Raw genomic sequence first — 17,958 nt, forward strand, 5'->3', positions numbered from 1 at the left:
CGCGCACCCTTGGCTGGGCCGCGAGTCGTTACTACATACAGTCAATCCGGACGCACCAATTCGCAGAACTGGTAGGGGTACTCGGCCTGCCCGACGTGCGATGACATGGTGCGGCAGCGTGCCGGATCCAGCGTCAGTCCGTACTCGGTCAGACGCTGCTGCGCAGCTTCGCGTATCGCGCGATCGGCCACCGCGATGTCCAGCGCCTTGGCCTCGGGTACGGTGAGCATGCAGCGCCCTGATTGCGGGGCCTGCAGTTCGGCACGCAGGCCCCGCGCAATCAGCCAGCGCAGCCGCGTGCACTGCGGCTGGGTGTCCCAGCCGAGCTGTTTCACCAAGCGGTTCATCCGGTCGATCCGCACCTGCTGCTTGTCGCGCGCGGCGCCCAACATCGCGTACAGCCGCGACCGCTCGGCAATCAGCGTACGGACACGCTGGCGGTACTGATCGGTTTCGGAAATATTGGTCGCCACACCGATATAGCGCGCCTGCCTTGGCAGCAGCGGCACCCGCCAGGATTGCGGCTCGTCGCCGACCAGCAACACGCTGGACGCAGCCGGATTGACCATCGTCGGCTGCTCGACCTGGAAACTGTCGCGCGCCCACGATTCGTGGCCCCAGTCCTTCCATCCCGCCACGGCAACCAGCGCGCATGCCCCGATCAACCAGGCAGCCCTCCGATCGGCCTGTGCTGCAAAGGCGTGCCGGCACATTATCCACAGCACCAGCGGCGCCAGCAGTTCCAGCACCAACAGATAGCGATGAATGCTGAAGATCGCCTGCCACAGCACATAGGCAACAGCGAAGAAGACCACCAACACACCACTGGAGCGATCCAGCGTGCCCGGCTCGCGCGGCGGGCGGCGCAATACGCGACGTCCAACAGCGAGCACCACCACCGCATACAACACCGCCCAGCCTGCCTGCACCAGACCGAGGTCGCCGATTCGCTGCGGCTTGAACGTGAAAAGCAGCGGCCAGATCAGCTGTTCGCCCAGGTTGTGAGGCAACCAGCGCACATCGGCAATCGACACCGGTGCGGCCAGCGGCGATTTGAACAAGCCGTTGAATTGCGGAAACAGCGGGTTGTCCAGATGTTGCCAGACCTGCCAGTACCAGGGCCCGGCCACCAGGGCTACGACCACTGCCGCAACTGCCGATAACCCGGCCAGTGCCAGCACGCGCGAACGCAGCTGCCCGCCATCGCAGAGCACCGCCGGCGCCAGCGCCAGCGCGTAAAGCGCATTGGTGAGCTTGAGCGCCACTGCCAGGCCGATCAGTGCCCCGGCCACCACCCACAACAGCACAACGCGCATGCCCTGCCGCGCCCTGGCCTGCGCCCACAACACCGCAGCCAATGCCGCCAGGACCGGAAGCGCGCTGGCGGTATCGCCCATGGTGCCGCCGAGCTCGGACAGGAACACCGCACTGCACATACCGGCAAGCGCAAACAACGGCGCGCACTGAGCGCGCCGGGGCGCGCTGGACAGGACGCGCCACGCCACGGCCGCCACCGGTACGAATACCAGCGCATGCAGCGCACCCAGCACTGCGCCGACCACCGGCCCGGGCAAATGCAACATCAACCCGGCATGCAGGGCATCGAGCAATGGGCTGAAATAGCTCTGCATCTGCGCCGGGGCCAGATCCACGCCCAGGCGGTGATTAAGCCAGGCGTCGCCGATGTACAGGTGGTAGTTGCGCAAATCCCAGTTGGCATCCTGACCCAGGCCGAGCGACAGCAGTGCCCCGATCGACACCACCGCAATCACCGGGGCAACGACCTGGCGCTGCGAATGAAAACCGAAGTGGCGGTCTGCCCAATGCAACAGGCGCTGGCGGCGCGCAACCGACGTTGCGTTGAGCATGGCCGCCATTAGTGCGCTTCCCTGGCCTGCGAAGTGGCCGCCAACGTGCCCACGCACGGCTCGGCCAGATAAGCCAGGTGCTTGGCTTCGACGCGACCACGCGTGACTGTGTCCAGGATCAGCCCGCAGGCCAGCAGCAGAAAGCCAAGCAGCATCAGCGCCACACACAGGATCGCGGTCGGAAAACGCGGCACCAGCCCGGTCTGCAGGTACGTTTTGAACAGGGGAATCGCCAGCACGATCGACAACGCGGCACTGAGGGCAAAGCCGATCGAGAAAAACAACAGCGGCCGCTCGGCCTTGAACAACTTGGCGATCGTGGTGAGGATGCGCCAGCCGTCGCGCCAGGTATTCAACTTGCTTTGCGAGCCTTCCGGGCGCACGCCGTAGGCGGTTTCGACCTCGGCCACCGGCATGCGCAACTGCAAAGCGTGCACGGCCAGTTCGGTTTCGGTCTCGAAACCATGGGCATGGGCCGCGAAGGATTTGACATAGCGCCGCGAAAACACCCGGTACCCGGACAGCATGTCATCGAAGCTGCGCCCGAACAGCAGCCCGGCGCACCGCGTCAGCAGCACGTTCCCCAGCCGATGGCCGGGGCGATAGGCGGCCTGCTGCTGATCGCGCCGCGCGCCGACCACCATGTCCAGGCGCTCGTCGATGAGCTTGCGCACCAGCGCGGGCGCAGCACCGGCGTCGTAGGTGGCGTCGCCGTCGACCAGCACGTAGATGTCGGCTTCGACGTCGGCAAATCCACGCCGCACCACGTTGCCCTTGCCTTGCAGTGCAACGCGGCACACCTGTGCACCTGCCGCCGCGGCGACTGCTGCGGTGGCATCGCTGGAATTGTTGTCCAGCACGTAGATCACCGCGCCCGGCAGGGCGGCAGCAAACGCGCCGACCACCTCGGCCACTGTTGCCGCTTCGTCATGGCAAGGCACCAGCACGGCGATTCGAATCCCGGACAGCGGTGCGGGATGGGTAACGGGCAAGGATTGCGTCATTGGGCGATCTAGGGTGCGGAAACGGTGACGGGCTGCTCCCACCAGTCCTCGACGCTGCCGTCGCGGCCGTGCAGGCGCAGTCCCAACCAATGCGTGCCGGGCGGCAACGCGTGCGTGTCGAGGGTGGCGGAGAAGCCGACGTTCGGGTGCTGCGGGTCGGTGGAAATCTTCCAGTACGGGCGCACGTCCAGCACGCTGCCGTAAGCGACCTGCGCGACCGGGCGACCGTCCAGCAGCAGCTCCACGGTCGCCAGGCCGACGCCGTCCTTGAATGCCCAACCGCGCACCTGGACCTGGCCGGACACCGCCGCGTCCGGCAGCGGCGTGTCGATCCAGGCCATCGCCGGGGTGACGCACGCCCCGGGCGCGCGCTGCGCCGGCAGTGCAAGCAGCAGGAAGCGCTGATAGCCGTGATCGGTGGAGACGACGGTGGGCGATGGCAATGGCCCGACCATCTTGCAGATGTCGTGGTAGCGCACGAGCAGATCGCGGTAACGCTGATCGCTGGGCGACAGCACCAGCAATCGCGGCCCATCCCGCGTGCCATCGCTGAGCAACCCCCACTGCAGCAACTGCGCACTGCGCCCGTGCTTGTCGTTCAAGTCGGCGCGCAGCACCTCGATGTTGGCGTCGTGCAACTGGAAACCGAGCTCGGCGCCGACCTTGAAGTTTTCTGCCAGCACGCGCGTGCCCGGCGGCATCTGCGCCAGCTGACGTTTGACCGCGCGCGCCAGATCGTTCCAGCCGGCAAAGTTGCGGGGGTAGTATTTTTCGCCAGCCGCGTGCGCGCGGATCGACGGCACCGAGACGGCCAGGTAATAGCCATACGCACCAAGCGTGCCGAGCAGCGCGATCAGCCACGCTGCACGGCGCAGCGGATGCGGCCAGCGCATCAGGATCACCGGCACTGCCACCAGCAGCGCCAGATACCCCGGCAGTGGCCAATGGAAGCTGATCCGCTCGGCATCGCTGAAGAAGCCCAGCACGAAGATCGCCACGGTCGAAATGCCGCCCAGCAAACCGAAGTAACGCCACTGCGCGCGCGAACCGCCCCCGGTCCGCGTGCCGGCCAGGCCCACCTTGACCATTGCCCAGGCCAGCAACGGCGTCACCAGTGCCGCCTGGATCAGCAGAAACCACAACCCGGTGATCTGAAAGCGCCACGGGTGCCGGTCGACCAACTGGAAGCGCAGGCCGGCCTCGTCATGATCGGTGTTCCAGAACAGCAGCGGCAGCCAGCTCACCGCACCCACCGTCAGCGCCATCCAGATGCGCGGGTCGCGCATCACCGCGCGCCCCTGCGGAATGCACAGCAGCGCGATGCAGCCCACCCCAATCACCCCGGCAAAGCGGTAATGGCTGAGCGCGCCGATCACCAGGCCAATGGCGAGCTCCAGCGCACTGGTGGCATCGACCTCGCGCAGCAAGCGCGCGCCGGCGTCCATGCACAGCACCGCTGCCAGGGCCATCGGCACGTCCGGCACCGCCAGGATGCCCAGCGTGGCCGACAGCGGCATCAGCAGGGTCAGGCTGCCGGCCTGCCAGCCCAGGGTGGAGCCGAACCAGCGCGTGGCGATATGCGCGATCAACCAGGGAACCAGCGCGGCGATGGCCAGGAACGGCAGCCGCAAGGCCAGCAGATGATGCCCGCCCAGCTCCACGCCCAGCCGGGCCAGCCAGGCGGTCAGGCCCGGCAGATCCGAATAGGCTGCGGCCAGATGCTGGCCTTCCTGCCAGTAAAACGCCTCGTCCACGAATAGCGGCAAGCGTGCGGCGATCAATAGCTTGACGGCCGTCGCCAGTGTCCACAGGATCACGAAGGTGCGATGTGCGCGTTGGTCCCCCTGCATTGCCCTGTGCACTCTTCTTTTCACCTACGGAATTGTGATGTCGACACCGCTGCGTTCCACGGAAATGCTAACCGATGCGCTGCGTCAATCGCTGCGGCGCGCGCAAGACCAGGTCAATTCGCTGCTGCTGGGCAAGGCGCAGGAAGTGCGGCTGGCGTTCGTGGCGCTGCTGTCCGGTGGACATTTGTTGATCGAGGACCTGCCCGGCCTGGGCAAGACCACCCTGGCCCACGCGATGGCGTCCAGCCTGGGGCTGGGCTTCCAGCGCGTGCAGTTCACCTCCGACCTGCTGCCGGCCGATGTGCTGGGGGTGTCGGTCTACGACGCGGCCTCGCGCCAGTTCCAGTTCCATCCCGGCCCGGTGTTCACCAACGTGCTGCTGGCCGATGAGATCAATCGCGCTCCGCCGCGCACGCAAAGCTCGCTGCTCGAAGCCATGGCCGAGCAGCAGGTGACACTGGACGGCGTGACGCATGCGTTGCCGGAGCCGTTCTTCGTGATCGCCACGCAGAACCCGGTCGATCTGTCCGGCACGTTCCCGCTACCCGATTCGCAACTGGACCGCTTCCTGCTGCGGCTGAGCCTGGGCTACCCCAGCGCCGATGCCGAGCGCGCGCTGCTGTCGGGCACCGACCGACGCGAGCTGATCGCCCAGGCCGCCCCGCAACTCAGCGACGCCGACGTGGTGGCGCTGCGCGCAGTGGTCGGCCAGGTCCACACCAGCGATGCCTTGATCGGTTATGTGCAGGCCTTGCTGCTGCGCAGCCGTCAGCACGCCGGGGTGCGCGTGGGGCTGTCGCCGCGCGCCGGCATTGCGCTGTTGCGTGCCGCCAAGGCCTACGCGCTGCTGCTAGGGCGCGAACATGTGCTGCCGGAAGACGTGCAGGCGCTGTTTGTCGCCGTGGCCGGGCACCGGCTGGTGCCGGAGGCCGAATCCTCGTCCGGGCCGGCGCTGGCCAAGGCACTGCTGCACAGCGTGCCGGTGGACTGACCCAGGTGCGTGCGCCACTGCGCGGCATCGGCCGCCGGCTCAGCCTGCTGGCGCGTCCGCGGGGAGCCGAAGCCTTGCCGATCGTGCTGGACCGGCGGCGCATCTATGTGCTGCCCACCCGCTTCGGACTGTTCGTCACCGCGCTGTTGCTGGCGATGCTGCTGGGCGCGCTGAACTACAACAACAACCCCGCGCTGTTGCTGGCCCTGCTGCTGGCCACCGCCGGGGTCGCCAGCAGCATCATGGCGCACCTGCAGTTGTCGGCGCTGCGTATCGAGGCGGTGTCGGCCGAGCCGGTGGTGGCCGGCGAGCCGCTGCGCATGCGGGTGTCGCTGGCACGCCGCGATACCCGCGCACGCCGCGGTGTGCGCCTGGATCATCTGGACAGCAGCGGCTTCTGTTCGCTGGTCGACCACGACATGGCCGAGATCGACTTGCTGGTGCCCACCGAGCGCCGCGGCTGGCAGGACATCGAACGCATCCGCCTGTCCAGTACCCAACCGCTGGGGCTGGTACGGGCATGGTCGTGGGTGTGGCCGGAAACGCCGCTGCTGGCCTACCCCAGACCCGAAGAACAGGGACCGTCATTGCCCGAGGGCGCCGGGTCGCCCAACCAGACCCGGCTGCACGCGCAAGGCGAGGAACTACATCAGTTGCGCCCGTACCGCGCAGGCGATGCGCCACGCACGATTTCCTGGAAGCACTCGGCGCGGCGCGACACCTTGCTGGTGCGCGAGTACGAACAACCGCTCGGTATCGAAGTGACGCTGGACTGGCGCAGCCTCCACGCGCTGCCCTACGAGCGCCGCATCGCGCGGCTGGCGCGCTGGGTCAACCTGGCAGAGCGCGACGGGCGACGCTACCGGTTGCTGCTGCCAGGCCAACCTCCGCTGGGCCCTGCACAGGGGCCTTCGCACCATCACCTCTGCCTGCGCGCGCTGGCGCTGCTGCCGCATGACTGAGCCCGCCCTTCCCATTTCCCAGGCCAGCCGTGGCTGGGTGCTGGCCACCAGCTGGCTGGCGCTCACGCCGTTGCTGCTGCAGCTGCCCGGGTTGCTGGCCTCTACCATCGCCATCGCCGCACTGCTGGTGGGCGTGATGAGCTGGCGCGGCACCCTGATGGCACCGGTGCGCGTCCTGCTGGTGATCGCGATGCTGGCGGCGGTGTATTGGCAAATTGGTATGCGTTTCGGGCGCGACACCGGCTGTGCGGTGCTGGCGGCGATGCTGGCGATCAAGGCCTCCGAACTGCGCACCCTGCGCGATGCGCGCAGCCTGCTGGGCTTTGCATTGTTTGCGCCGTTTGCGGCCTTCTTACTCGACCAGGGCCCGACGACGATGGGCCTGGCGCTGCTGGCGGTGGTCAGCGCCCTGCTCAGCATGCAGCGGCTGGCCGACGAAGAGCACCGCACCGGCACGCCCGGCCTGCGCCTGCAGTTGCGCAGCATCGGCAAACTGGTCGCCATCGGCGTGCCGCTGGCGCTGGTCACCTTCTGGCTGCTGCCGCGCCTGAGTTCGCCCTTGTGGGGCGTGCCCGAGCGCGCACTGTCGCGGCCCGGCCTGTCGGACAACATGTCCCCGGGCGAATGGATCGACCTGATGGCCGACGACAGCCCGGCCTTGCGCGTGCAGTTCACCGGCAAGGCGCCACCGCCGCAGCAACGCTACTGGCGCGGACCGGTGATGTGGGACTTCGACGGCCGTACCTGGCAGCGCGCGCGCTGGACCGGCCGCGGCCGGCCCGCCTCGGTCACCCCAGGCCCGCAAACCTATCGTTACCGACTGGACTACGAGCCCACCGATCGTCGCCAGCTGGTGTCGCTGGACCTGCCGACCCAGGGCGTTGCCAACGCCGAGCTCTCACCCGATTACGAACTGTTCGCGCAGCGCCCGTTGAGCGCGCTGACACGCTGGGAGCTGCAATCGGCACCGCCCACCCGTTTCGATACCGACCTGCCCGACCAGTTGCGCAAGCGCGCGCTCGCCCTGCCTCCAGGCTTCAATCCGCGCACGCTCACCCTGGCCCGGCAATGGCGCGCGGAGGCCGGCAGCAACGACGATGCGGTGGTGCAGCGCGCGCTGGGGTGGATCACCCGCGAATTCGCCTACACGCTGGATACGCCGCTGCTCGGCCGCAACAGCGTGGATGAATTCCTGTTCCAGCAAAAGGCCGGTTTCTGCGAACACTTCAGCTCATCGTTTGTGGTGCTGATGCGTGCGGCCGGCATCCCGGCGCGCGTGGTCACCGGCTATGCCGGCGGCACCTACAACGGGCTGGGCAACTACTGGGTGGTGCGGCGCATGGATGCGCATGCCTGGACCGAGGTGTGGCTGGCCGGCCGCGGCTGGGTGCGCGTGGACCCGACTGCCGCGGTGGCGCCGGAACGCATCTACGACACGCTGGAAGATCGCCTGCAGACCGATGGCGGCGCCGGCCTGGCCCAGCTCGGCACCTGGGCCGGCCTGAGCCAGGTCGGCGACTGGCTGCGCCGCGGCTGGAACGACCTGGTGCTGTCGTTCAATGCCGACCGCCAGCAGCGCCTGCTGCAGCCGTTCGGCATCGACCGCCTGGAGCCCACGCAACTGGCTGCCATCTTCGGCGTGTTTGCCGTCAGTGCCCTAGCCTGGATGGGCTGGCTGCTGGCCCGCGGCGAGCGCGAACGCGACCCGCTACTGCGCGCATGGCATCGGCTGAGTCGCCGCTACGGCAAGCTGGGCCTGGCCCGCGAACCACACGAACCGGCCATTGACTGGGCGCAACGCGTCGCCCGTTCGCAGCCGGACACGGCACTGTTGGCGCTCAGCCAACGTTTCGCTGCCGCGCGATACGCTGGCGCTGATTCGGACAGCGCCACTCTCCTGAAAGACCTGCTGCAGCATCGCCCGCGAACCGGAGCTTCCTCATGAGTACCCGTTTTCTGTTCCCCATTGTCGCTGTGCTCGGGCTCGCAGCCTGCGCGACCGCGCCCAAGCCGCTGCAGGGCCAGTTCCCCACGGTCAGCCCGAGCGATTCCACTGCCAGCGCGCAACTGGGCACCTCGGTGCGCTGGGGCGGCAAGATCATTCAGACCAAACCCGCCCAGGGCCAGACCTGCTTCGAGCTGATCTCGCGTCCGCTCAACGCCAGTGGCCGTCCGGACCGCAATGCGGTGGATGCCAGCGATGGCCGCTTCCTGGCATGCCGCTCGGGCTTCTATGATCCGGCCGTGTTCGAGCCGGGCCGCGAGGTCACCTTCATCGGCAAGATCGAAGGTTATGAAACCACCAAGATCGGCGAGTACGACTACAAGCTGCCCAAGGTGGCTGCCGACGTGGTCTACCTGTGGCCGGAAGTGCGCGACGTCGACGTGATTCCGGCCTACCCGTACGGCCCCTGGGGCGACCCGTGGGGTCCGCGCTGGGGCGGCGGCTGGGGTTGGGGCCGCGGTTGGTGGTAATCCATCGCTGAGTCAGCCGTGATGCAAAACGCCGCTCCTGAAGGAGCGGCGTTTTTGTTGGTGCGGGTCAAGCCGCCTGCATCAGCGCGTTTCGGCTGGATTATTACTTCGCCATTTCGCCGGCCCCGGCGCTACGCAGGCGCAACAAGCCTGCCGGAATCGCGACTGCGCGGCTACACGGCTGCCATGAGCGCCTACTGGTGTGCATCGGCTCGTGACCGCAGTAGCGACGACCGGCCATGCTCAAACCTGGCCTGCCGTTGCCGCTCGACCACCTGTTCGGTTACATCGGTGGCAACGTCCCGTCAGGGGGTGCCGAAGCGGCCCAGCGGCGCACCGGCCAGCAGGTGCAGATGGATATGGAACACGGTCTGGCCCGCGTGCTCGCGGCAGTTCATCACGATGCGGTAACCGTCCTGCGCCAGTCCCTGCGCACGCGCGTAGGCCGCCGCCGCAATGGCCAGCTTGCCGACCAGCAGCGCCTGCTCCGGCGGCACATCGTCCAGGGTGGGAATGGCGTGCTGCTTGGGAATGAACAGCACATGCACCGGCGCCTGCGGTGCGATGTCCTCGAAGCCCAGCACCTCGTCGTCTTCATAAACGATGGTGGCCGGAATTTCGCGACGAATGATTTTGCCGAAGATGGTGTCGGTCATGGGATGGGAATAGGGAATCGGGATTGGGGAATCGCAAGAGCTTACCGCGCGTGCTTCCGACTTTGCTTCTCCGATTCCCTATTCGCCATTCCCGATTCCCAGCCCTCAAAGCACCTCACTGCGGGTGCCGAAGGCGTGCGACAGGGTGCCGCGGTCGACGTATTCCAGCTCACCGCCCAGCGGCATGCCCTGGGCGAGCCGGCTGGGCCGCACGGCGTACTGCCGTGCCAACTGCGCCAGGTAATGCGCGGTTGCCTCGCCTTCCACGGTGGCGTTGGTGGCGATGATCATTTCGGTCACTTCGCCAGCGGCCAGGCGCTCGCCGAGGCGGTCCAGCCCCAGCTCGCGCGGGCCGATACCATCCAGCGGCGACAAGCGCCCCTGCAAAATGAAATACAGACCGCGGTAGCCGGTGGCGTGCTCGATCGCCAGGCGATCGGCCGGCGACTCGACCACGCACAGCTGCTGGCGGTCACGGCTGCTGCTGGCGCAGATGGCGCAGACTTCCGACTCGGTGAAATCACGGCATTGCACGCAATGCCCGACCTTGTCCACCGCATTTCCCAGCGCCGCGGCCAGGCGCCGCCCGCCCTCGCGCTCGCGCTCGAGCACGTGGTAGGCCATGCGCTGCGCCGACTTCTGGCCCACACCGGGCAATACCCGGAAGGCTTCGATCAGTTGTTCGAGCAGAGTGGACATCGGGTCGGGAATCGGGAATCGGGATTGGGGAATCGCAACAGCAAAGCCAGCTCGCTCTACGATTCCCGATTCCCTACTCCCGATTCCCCGCCTTTCAGAACGGCAACTTCATGCCGGGCGGCAGCTGCATGCCGGCGGTGGCCGAGCCCATGCGGTCCTTGGATTCGGCGTCGATCTTGTTGGAGGCGTCGTTGAACGCAGCGGCGATCAGGTCTTCGGCCATTTCCTGGTCGGACAGGATGCTCGGGTCGATGCGCACCTTGCGGCACTCCTTGGCGCCGGTCAGCGTCACGCTGACCATGCCGCCGCCGGCGGTGCCGGTGACTTCCAGCTTGGCCAGTTCTTCCTGGGCGCGCTGCAGGTTTTCCTGCATCTTCTGCGCCTGCTGCATCAATTGGGCAATGTTTCCACGCATGGGGCGTTACTCGTCGTAAGGGCGGATGGAATCGGGGACGACCCGCGCGCCCTGCTGCTGAATCAGCTGCTGCACATTGGGGTCGTTCATGAAGGCGATTTCGGCTGCGCTCTGGCGCTCGCCTTTCTGGCGGTTGGCCCGCTCGTGCAAGGTCTCGACATCGGCGTTGCCGGTTTCGATCACGATGCGCGGGGTGTCGCCCAGCACCGGCGCCAATGCCTGAGCCAGGTTGGCGATGGAGCGCTCAGAGTTGAGGTATTCGAAGCCCGGCGCCAGCGCCAGCCGCAGCACGCCGTCGCGATGGCCAATGAATGCCGCGTTGGCAGCAAGCTGACGCGACGGGCCATTCAAGCCACTGCGCGTGACCAGTTCCAGCCACTGCTCGGCATCGGCGATGCGGCCATCGTCGATCGGCGCCGCCGTAGCGGCGGAAGGCGCCGGGGATGCTGCTGCAACGTGCGACGGCGGTGTCGCCGCCATCGCTTCGGTTGCCGCTGCCGGGTCCGCAGCGTCCAGGGGAGGCGCCATGGCCGCTTCTGGCGTGGCCATGACCGAGGGCGACGCGATCGACGGGGCAATGGCCGCCCCGGATGCGGGAGCCGAGGTCTCCGTCACTGCGGCAGGCGTCCTCACTGGTGCGTCGTCCACCGCCCAGGGTGGGGTGTCGTCAGTGCGCGCAGGCGCAGCGCCCGCGGGAACCGCCGAAGCAGCCAGCGAGACCACCGGCGCTGCCGCGACGGCAGCTGGCGCAGCGGCGGCAACTGCCACGTTTGGCGCAACCACTGCTTCCATCGCCGCTGCTGGCATCGCTGCAGGCGCTGCGGCCGCAGCAGCAGGCGCAGCGGCCTGCACGCCTGCGCCCGGCACGCATGTGCCACCGCCGGCACTGGCCCCACGGCCGTCGTCGCTGCTACCGGCAGGCACCGCCGCCGCGGGCCGGAAGGCCAGCATGCGCAGCACCGCCATCTCGAACCCGGCGCGCGGGCTTGGCGCCAGATACAGATCGCGGCGCCCGTTGAGCGCCATCTGGTACCACAGCTGCACCACCTCCGGGCGCAGCTGCGCGGCAAACGGGGTCGGGTCGATCCCATCGCCCACAAAGGCCACCGATGGCACCAACTGCTGCACCTGCACCCGGTGCAGTGCCTCGGCCAGGGCTTCCAGCACGCCGCTCCAGTCCGGCGAGAATTCAGCCAGTGCGGCCACCACCTGCAGCAGGCGCGCGCCATCGCCATCGGCCAGCGATTGCAGCATCGCCCCGACCTGGGTGCGATCGACCGTGCCCAGCATGGTGCGCACCACGTCCTCGCGCAGCGCGCCGCCGGCGTAGGCGATCGCCTGATCCAGCAGCGACAAACCATCGCGCAGCGAGCCATCGGCCGCCTTGGACAGCTGCACGATCGCCGACGGATCCGATTCGATCTCTTCGGCCGCCAGAATGCGCGTCATCTGCCCCTGGATCTGATCCTCGTCCAGGCGCTTGAGGTTGAACTGCAGGCAGCGCGACAGCACGGTCACCGGCAGCTTTTGCGGGTCGGTGGTGGCCAGCAGGAACTTCACATGCTCCGGCGGCTCTTCCAGCGTCTTCAGCAACGCATTAAACGCCGCCTTGGAGAGCATGTGCACTTCGTCGATCAGATAGACCTTGAACTTGCCGCGCGAGGGCATGTACTGGGCGTTCTCGATCACCTCGCGCACGTCGTCCACGCCGGTGTTGGATGCGGCGTCGATTTCCAGCAGGTCGATATAGCGGCCGGCATCGATGTCCAGGCAGGCCGGGCACGTCCCGCACGGGTCGGCGCTGGTGCCGGTCTCGCAGTTCAGCGACTTGGCGAAGATGCGCGCAATCGTGGTCTTGCCCACGCCGCGGGTGCCGGTGAACAGGAACGCGTGGTGCACGCGCCCACTGTCGAGCGCGTTACTGAGCGCGCGGACCACGTGTTCCTGGCCCACGAGTTCAGCAAAACGCTTCGGGCGCCACTTGCGGGCGAGAACGAGATAAGACATCGGGCAACCAGCTTGTTCTGAGCCGATATTGTGCCACGGCCCGTCTCATCGACTGCGCCTGCAAGATTCAGCTTGTGGTATGGCCCGGCGACCGCTAGAATTTGCGGCCCTGTAAGGCCCCGGTCGTGCAGGTACGGAGAGGTGTCCGAGTGGTTGAAGGAGCACGCCTGGAAAGTGTGTAAGCGTCTAAACCGCGCTTCGGGGGTTCGAATCCCCCTCTCTCCGCCAGTTTCATGATGTGCGCGATGACACCGTCGCAGCAGATCCCGGGCCACGCCAGTGGCCCACGTCTTATGGTGGCCCCGTCGGTCCCTCGCGACGCTAGATCGAAAATCCCGCCAGGGCCGGAAGGCAGCAACGGTATCGATTGATGCGGGCGCCGAGGTCAACCGGCGGGGACACCACCCCAACCTCCAGCACGCGCCGGGCCGGCCAGTCGCCGCTACAGCGGTACGCCTGCCTGCATCACGCGGCGACCACGCTCTGCAGTTCCATTGGCGTCTGCAGGAACATCAGTGCGCTGTTGTTGGCGATGTTGCCGTGCAGGCCGTCGGTGTCGTGCTTCGCACCGCATGCAAACCCCTCGTCCGTCCCTGATGGCGGCCTTGGCGACAGCCGAGCGCCCGCACCAGGAAGCTGCGCGCCAAAGCGCCTAAGACGCGGATTGATGCAACGCGCTGCGACGCCCGCTGAGCGTGAGTCGCTCAACGCGCCCGCCTAGATCAGCGGGCGGCACATCATCGGAGCTTCAACACGTACATGCTCCTGACCAGCTGCAGTTGCGCTAAGGAGTGGCGTGTTGCGGACCGACCTGGCGTGCGCGGGGCCGGGCACTACACAAGCGCATTGACGCGCGCGGCAGACGCCCTCGAGCCGCGCGCCATCGTCAGCATGAGACTTGCAATACTCGGCACGCCACTATGCTGCCTTCACCCCTACGCCTCCGGATGCAGCCAGCCCGCATCCCCTTCCAGGTAATGCTCGTGCTTCCAGATCGGCACGCGCGCCTTGACCTCGTCGATGATGTAACGGCAGGCGTCGAACGCGGCGCCGCGATGCGCCGCACTCACACCGACCCACACCGCCATCTCGCCGATACGCAGCTCACCCACACGGTGCACGCACTGCGCCTGCACGATGGCGAAGCGGCTGACTGCCTCATCGAGCACGCGCTGGCCTTCGGCCTGGGCAAGTGCGGCATAGGCTTCGTAGCGCAAGCCGGCAACGCCGCGGCCTTCATTGTGGTCGCGCACCCAGCCCTCGAAACTGGCGAAGGCGCCGGCGTGCGGATGTTCCATCCCTGCACGCAAGTGATCGACCGGCAACGCAATGTCGGACAGCGCAAATACGGCGGTTGTCTGCTCGCTCACGTTCAACCTCCCGACACTGGCGGAATGAACACCACTTCGCTGCCGTCGCGCACCGCGTCCTCCCAGCGCGCAAACGCCCCATCGACGGCGACGCGCAACTGCGCCGGCGTCCAGCGCAGGCCGTGCCGTGCATCGAGCTCGGCATACAGGCCCCGCAGGTCCTGGGCACTGGACTGCACGCGCTCGTCGGCCACCCCTGCCGCCTCGCGCAGGCTGGCGAAATACAACACCGTTACCGTGGCAGTCATCGCGCCGCTCCGATGTCGCGCTTGCCGCCACGCTTGGAGACCAACCTGGTCGGCCCGATGATCATGGCGTGCGACAGCGCCTTGCACATGTCATACACCGTCAACGCCGCAACGCTGGCGCCGGTCAGGGCCTCCATCTCCACGCCGGTGCGATGCACGCAACGGACCGTGCACTGGATGTCCAGCACCTGCTCTCCAGCCCAATCGATCTCGAAACGGCAGGCATCGATCGGCAACGGATGGCAGAACGGGATCAGCTCATGCGTGCGCTTGACCGCCATCGTGCCGGCGATCACTGCCGTTTCTACGATGCCACCTTTGGCACTGCGCAGGCCACTGGCACGCAACTGGGCTGCGACCGCAACCGGAAAACGCACCCGGCTGGCGGCCGTGGCGCTGCGTGCGGTGACCGCCTTGTCCGAGACATCCACCATCGTGGGGAGCCCGGCATCGTCCAGGTGGGTCAGGCGCGCGGAACGTGATTTGGGAGGCATGGAGAATTACACGGTGACAGGCAGGCAGGATGCGGCATTCTCGGTGAACGAGGCGCCTTGATGGAACAGCAACTGTCAGCAATGTGCATCCTTGCGCCAGCGCGCGACGCGCGGTAGCACGCAACCCGGCAGTCGCCTGGCGGTCGACCGATGATCCAGCGGCGCAGGATTGCAAGAAAACAACGTTTTTAAACGCCGTCGACCCGGTCATCGACAGCGAAATCTGCACTTGACGCAGCGATCGCTGCACATCGTCCGCTGCGACTGCAGGGCGCCCGGACGCGGTGACGTCCAGCCAGTGCCGCGCAATGCGCCAACGCGCGCGCATCAGCAAATCGCGCAAGCACGCGTGCGGCGCGCATAGCGCCAGGAGCACGCCCGCACTCACCCGCCGATCAGAAACATCTCCACCGGTTTACCCCGACGCGGCGCCGCCACCGCACGCACCTCGCTGTAGCGGTCGCCACGCAGGCTCCAGCGCTGACGCAGGTGGTCCGCCAACCCGTGCTCGCCGTCGGACAAGGCTGGCTTCAGATCATGGCCCTGGCTGGCAAACAGACAGGTGTACAGATGGCCGTCTGCCGAAACGCGCGCGCGCTGGCAGTCGCCACAGAACGGGACGCTGACCGAACTGACGAACCCCACTTCGCCGGCGCCATCTGCAAATGCGTGGCGCTGCGCAACTTCGCCGGTGTAATTGGCATCCAGCGGCACCAGCGGCCAGCGTGCATGGATGCGCGCGTGCAGTTGCGCAGAGCTCACCACCGCCTCCGGTGACCAACCGTTGCAGCTCCCCACGTCCATGAATTCAATGAAGCGCAGCACGTGCCCGGTACCGCGGAAGTGCTCCACCAGCGGCAGCACCTGATCCTCGTTGACGCCACGCTGCACCACGCAATTGATCTTCAACCGCGTGAAGCCGGCCTGCTCGGCAACCGCAATCCCGGCCAGCACCTGGGCGATATCGCCGCGGTCGCCGCTCATGCGTCTGAACAATGCCGGCTCCAACGCATCCATGCTGACCGTGATGCGGCGCAGCCCGGCCTGGCGCAGCGCCACAGCCTGGCGCGCGAGCAGGACGCCATTGGTGGTCAATGCCAGATCCTCGATGCCGTCGATCGCCGTCAGACGCGCGACCAGGGCCGGCAGGTCACGCCGCAGCAGTGGCTCGCCACCGGTCAGGCGGACCTTAGTCACGCCCACCGAAACAAAGGCCCGCACCAGGGTTTCCAGTTGCTCGAAGCTCAGGCGCTGCTGCGCATCGAACCCATAGTCGTCCGGCACGCGATCGGCCGGCATGCAATAGCCACAGCGGAAGTTGCAGGCCTCGATCACCGACAGGCGCAGGTCGCGCAACGGCCGACCGTAGCGGTCCTGCATGGGCGCACCGGCCAGGGTGGGCAGGGTCAGGGCGCCCATCAGCGCACCGTGTCAGCGGTCGAGTCCGCCAGTGCCAGATGCTGCCCAGGCACGGCAACACGATGGCCGCGCGCGCGCAGCACATCGGCATCGGCGTCGCTGGCGTAGTGGTACAGCAGCATGCGGCTCAACAGGTCCTGCGGGTATTCCCGCTCCAAATCGTCCACGCCAGTATGCGACGGGTTCCCGTGAACACCGCAGTCATGCGCGATGAGCTCGTTGTCGTCGGCGTAACGCTTCAGCATTTCCGGGATCGGCCGGGTATCGCCGGTCCACACCAGCGCGCCCTTCAGACGCAGCCCGTAAGCAGTCTCGGGCCAGTGGTGGCGTACCGGGAACACTTCCAGCCGTACCCCGTCGTGCCAGAAGGCATCGCCGACCGGCACCAATTGGAATGCGTCCCAGAAGTTCGCCCCGCCTTCTGCCAGCACGTTCGGGTAATCGGCAATGCGCCGCTGCAACAGCGGCACCACCGGCGCGGGCACATACAGGCGCGTGCGCCCGCGCCGCTCGGAGAAATAGCTGTCGACGAACACCCGCTCCAGCCCGCCGACATGATCCAGGTGCACATGGGTGATGAAGATCGCCTGCGGCAGCTGGCCGTAATGGGCCTGATAGGCAGTCAGCCCCTCGCTGCCGCAATCGATGGTCAACCACGGCGCGCCGGCGCGCTCGATGGTGGCCATCGGCGAACCGAGCGCCACCGCCGACGCATTGCCGACCCCTTGCACCCGCAACGCCCAATGCATCAGTAGCCCCGGCCCCAGGCCAGCTCATACGCGCGGTGCAGCCGCTGGTAATCCTTGTCGACCTCTTCGCGGCTACGGTTGCCGCGCAGCTTCAGCAGCGAACGATGCAGCCGCTTGAGGTTACGCTCGCGCCAGCGGGTGGCCGGAATACGCAGCACACCGCGGTCGAAATCGATCAACCAGCCATGCCCGCCGGCATCGAACAGAATGTTGTGCGCGTTGAGATCGGCGTGATCCAGCCCGGCGCGATGAAACCGCGCAATCAGTTGGCCGGTGGCCTCCCACGGTGCGCCACGCCCGGCCACCTGCGCGTGGTCGGCCAGCGAGCGCACATCTTCAAGCCGCTCCATCAACAAGGCCGCGCGGTAGCCCAGGCCTTCGCGCAGATAGCAGGCCGCCAGCGGACGCGGCACCGGCAACTTGCGCTTGATCAGTTCGCGCATCAGCCGGAACTCGGCAAAGCTGCGCGTGCGTCCGGCACCTTTCCACAGATACCGGTCATGGCTCACCCGCGCCGCCATGCCGCCACGCAGGTACTGGCGCAACACGCTGCGGCCGAATGGCGCATCCACAAACCAGGCCCCGCCGCGGCCGCCCTCACCGACCGGCCGCGCCCTGTCGCCCCAGCGTTGCGGCGAAAACAGCCCGGCGTCGGCTTGCCGCAGCCGTTCGCGGTCGAACAGAATGGCGCCGTACCCGCGGCCCTCGCGGTACGGCGTCAGTGCTTCGGTGGCGTCGAAAGAAACCATCT

Annotated in this window: 17 protein-coding genes, 1 tRNA gene and 1 other RNA gene; 6 read left to right on the plus strand and 13 right to left on the minus strand. The window is 67.2% G+C overall.

All coding sequences use genetic code 11. The annotated features are described in order from the left end of the window. Nucleotides 1-41 precede the first annotated feature (41 nt). Genes XnspCFBP7698_RS11035 through XnspCFBP7698_RS11045 form a run of 3 tightly spaced genes read right to left on the minus strand, consistent with a single transcriptional unit; the run spans nt 42 to nt 4,722 of the window. On the minus strand, nt 42-1,877 hold the full coding sequence (locus XnspCFBP7698_RS11035; protein WP_104581101.1) for a glycosyltransferase 87 family protein: 1,836 nt from the start codon (nt 1,875-1,877) through the stop codon (nt 42-44). Next, entirely contained in the window at nt 1,877-2,872 is a 996-nt protein-coding gene (locus XnspCFBP7698_RS11040) for a glycosyltransferase family 2 protein (RefSeq protein ID WP_104581100.1), read from the minus strand. The genes XnspCFBP7698_RS11035 and XnspCFBP7698_RS11040 overlap by 1 nt, the downstream gene beginning before the upstream one ends. Before the next feature lie 8 nt (nt 2,873-2,880). Further along, nucleotides 2,881-4,722: a glycosyltransferase family 39 protein gene (locus tag XnspCFBP7698_RS11045; RefSeq protein WP_146093255.1), complete on the minus strand. Its 1,842-nt coding sequence runs from the start codon at nt 4,720-4,722 to the stop codon at nt 2,881-2,883. A gap of 37 nt (nt 4,723-4,759) precedes the next feature. On the opposite strand from XnspCFBP7698_RS11045, the gene XnspCFBP7698_RS11050 reads away from it, so the two are divergent. From XnspCFBP7698_RS11050 to XnspCFBP7698_RS11065, 4 genes are read left to right on the plus strand one after another with little or no spacing between them, the layout of a single operon-like run. Beyond that, entirely contained in the window at nt 4,760-5,713 is a 954-nt protein-coding gene (locus XnspCFBP7698_RS11050; protein ID WP_039404058.1) for a MoxR family ATPase, read from the plus strand. Nucleotides 5,714-5,718: 5 nt separating this feature from the next. Further along, nucleotides 5,719-6,675, plus strand: coding sequence for a DUF58 domain-containing protein (locus tag XnspCFBP7698_RS11055; protein ID WP_104581098.1), 957 nt, complete (start codon nt 5,719-5,721; stop codon nt 6,673-6,675). Continuing rightward, on the plus strand, nt 6,668-8,620 hold the full coding sequence (locus XnspCFBP7698_RS11060) for a DUF3488 and transglutaminase-like domain-containing protein (RefSeq protein ID WP_104581097.1): 1,953 nt from the start codon (nt 6,668-6,670) through the stop codon (nt 8,618-8,620). Before XnspCFBP7698_RS11055 ends, XnspCFBP7698_RS11060 begins: the two co-directional genes overlap by 8 nt. Continuing rightward, complete coding sequence (locus tag XnspCFBP7698_RS11065; protein ID WP_039404052.1) at nt 8,617-9,150, plus strand: Slp family lipoprotein; 534 nt, start codon at nt 8,617-8,619, stop codon at nt 9,148-9,150. The genes XnspCFBP7698_RS11060 and XnspCFBP7698_RS11065 overlap by 4 nt, the downstream gene beginning before the upstream one ends. Nucleotides 9,151-9,455: 305 nt before the next feature. On the opposite strand, the gene XnspCFBP7698_RS11070 is transcribed toward XnspCFBP7698_RS11065, so the two are convergent. From XnspCFBP7698_RS11070 to dnaX, 4 genes are all read right to left on the minus strand, one after another. Beyond that, nucleotides 9,456-9,806, minus strand: coding sequence for a histidine triad nucleotide-binding protein (locus XnspCFBP7698_RS11070; RefSeq protein WP_039404049.1), 351 nt, complete (start codon nt 9,804-9,806; stop codon nt 9,456-9,458). Between the two features lie 105 nt (nt 9,807-9,911). Further along, complete coding sequence (recR, locus tag XnspCFBP7698_RS11075) at nt 9,912-10,505, minus strand: recombination mediator RecR (protein WP_104581096.1); 594 nt, start codon at nt 10,503-10,505, stop codon at nt 9,912-9,914. A gap of 94 nt (nt 10,506-10,599) precedes the next feature. Further along, nucleotides 10,600-10,920: a YbaB/EbfC family nucleoid-associated protein gene (locus XnspCFBP7698_RS11080; protein WP_005913896.1), complete on the minus strand. Its 321-nt coding sequence runs from the start codon at nt 10,918-10,920 to the stop codon at nt 10,600-10,602. 6 nt (nt 10,921-10,926) lie between these two features. After that, entirely contained in the window at nt 10,927-12,927 is a 2,001-nt protein-coding gene (gene dnaX, locus XnspCFBP7698_RS11085; protein ID WP_104581095.1) for a DNA polymerase III subunit gamma/tau, read from the minus strand. 135 nt (nt 12,928-13,062) lie between these two features. Between dnaX and XnspCFBP7698_RS11090 the strand changes: the two genes are divergently transcribed. Beyond that, a tRNA-Ser gene (locus XnspCFBP7698_RS11090) sits at nt 13,063-13,155 on the plus strand. A 74-nt stretch (nt 13,156-13,229) separates the two neighbouring features. Beyond that, nucleotides 13,230-13,326: signal recognition particle sRNA small type (gene ffs / locus XnspCFBP7698_RS11095), an RNA gene on the plus strand. A 536-nt stretch (nt 13,327-13,862) separates the two neighbouring features. Here the strand turns inward: ffs and XnspCFBP7698_RS11100 are convergent. The 6 genes from XnspCFBP7698_RS11100 to XnspCFBP7698_RS11125 form a co-directional block, all read right to left on the minus strand. Further along, nucleotides 13,863-14,303, minus strand: a complete 441-nt coding sequence (locus XnspCFBP7698_RS11100) for a molybdenum cofactor biosynthesis protein MoaE (RefSeq protein ID WP_104581094.1) — start codon at nt 14,301-14,303, stop codon at nt 13,863-13,865. Next, nucleotides 14,300-14,545: a molybdopterin converting factor subunit 1 gene (gene moaD / locus XnspCFBP7698_RS11105; RefSeq protein ID WP_047695418.1), complete on the minus strand. Its 246-nt coding sequence runs from the start codon at nt 14,543-14,545 to the stop codon at nt 14,300-14,302. The genes XnspCFBP7698_RS11100 and moaD overlap by 4 nt, the downstream gene beginning before the upstream one ends. Continuing rightward, entirely contained in the window at nt 14,542-15,039 is a 498-nt protein-coding gene (gene moaC, locus XnspCFBP7698_RS11110) for a cyclic pyranopterin monophosphate synthase MoaC (RefSeq protein WP_104581093.1), read from the minus strand. The genes moaD and moaC overlap by 4 nt, the downstream gene beginning before the upstream one ends. Nucleotides 15,040-15,423: 384 nt before the next feature. Continuing rightward, nucleotides 15,424-16,458: a GTP 3',8-cyclase MoaA gene (gene moaA / locus XnspCFBP7698_RS11115; protein ID WP_104581092.1), complete on the minus strand. Its 1,035-nt coding sequence runs from the start codon at nt 16,456-16,458 to the stop codon at nt 15,424-15,426. After that, nucleotides 16,458-17,207, minus strand: coding sequence for an MBL fold metallo-hydrolase (locus XnspCFBP7698_RS11120; protein WP_104581091.1), 750 nt, complete (start codon nt 17,205-17,207; stop codon nt 16,458-16,460). The genes moaA and XnspCFBP7698_RS11120 overlap by 1 nt, the downstream gene beginning before the upstream one ends. Next, nucleotides 17,207-17,956, minus strand: coding sequence for a 3-deoxy-D-manno-octulosonic acid kinase (locus XnspCFBP7698_RS11125; RefSeq protein WP_047695414.1), 750 nt, complete (start codon nt 17,954-17,956; stop codon nt 17,207-17,209). The genes XnspCFBP7698_RS11120 and XnspCFBP7698_RS11125 overlap by 1 nt, the downstream gene beginning before the upstream one ends. Between the last annotated feature and the right edge of the window lie 2 nt (nt 17,957-17,958).

Source organism: Xanthomonas sp. CFBP 7698 (assembly GCF_003600855.1).
Lineage (GTDB): Bacteria > Pseudomonadota > Gammaproteobacteria > Xanthomonadales > Xanthomonadaceae > Xanthomonas > Xanthomonas cannabis.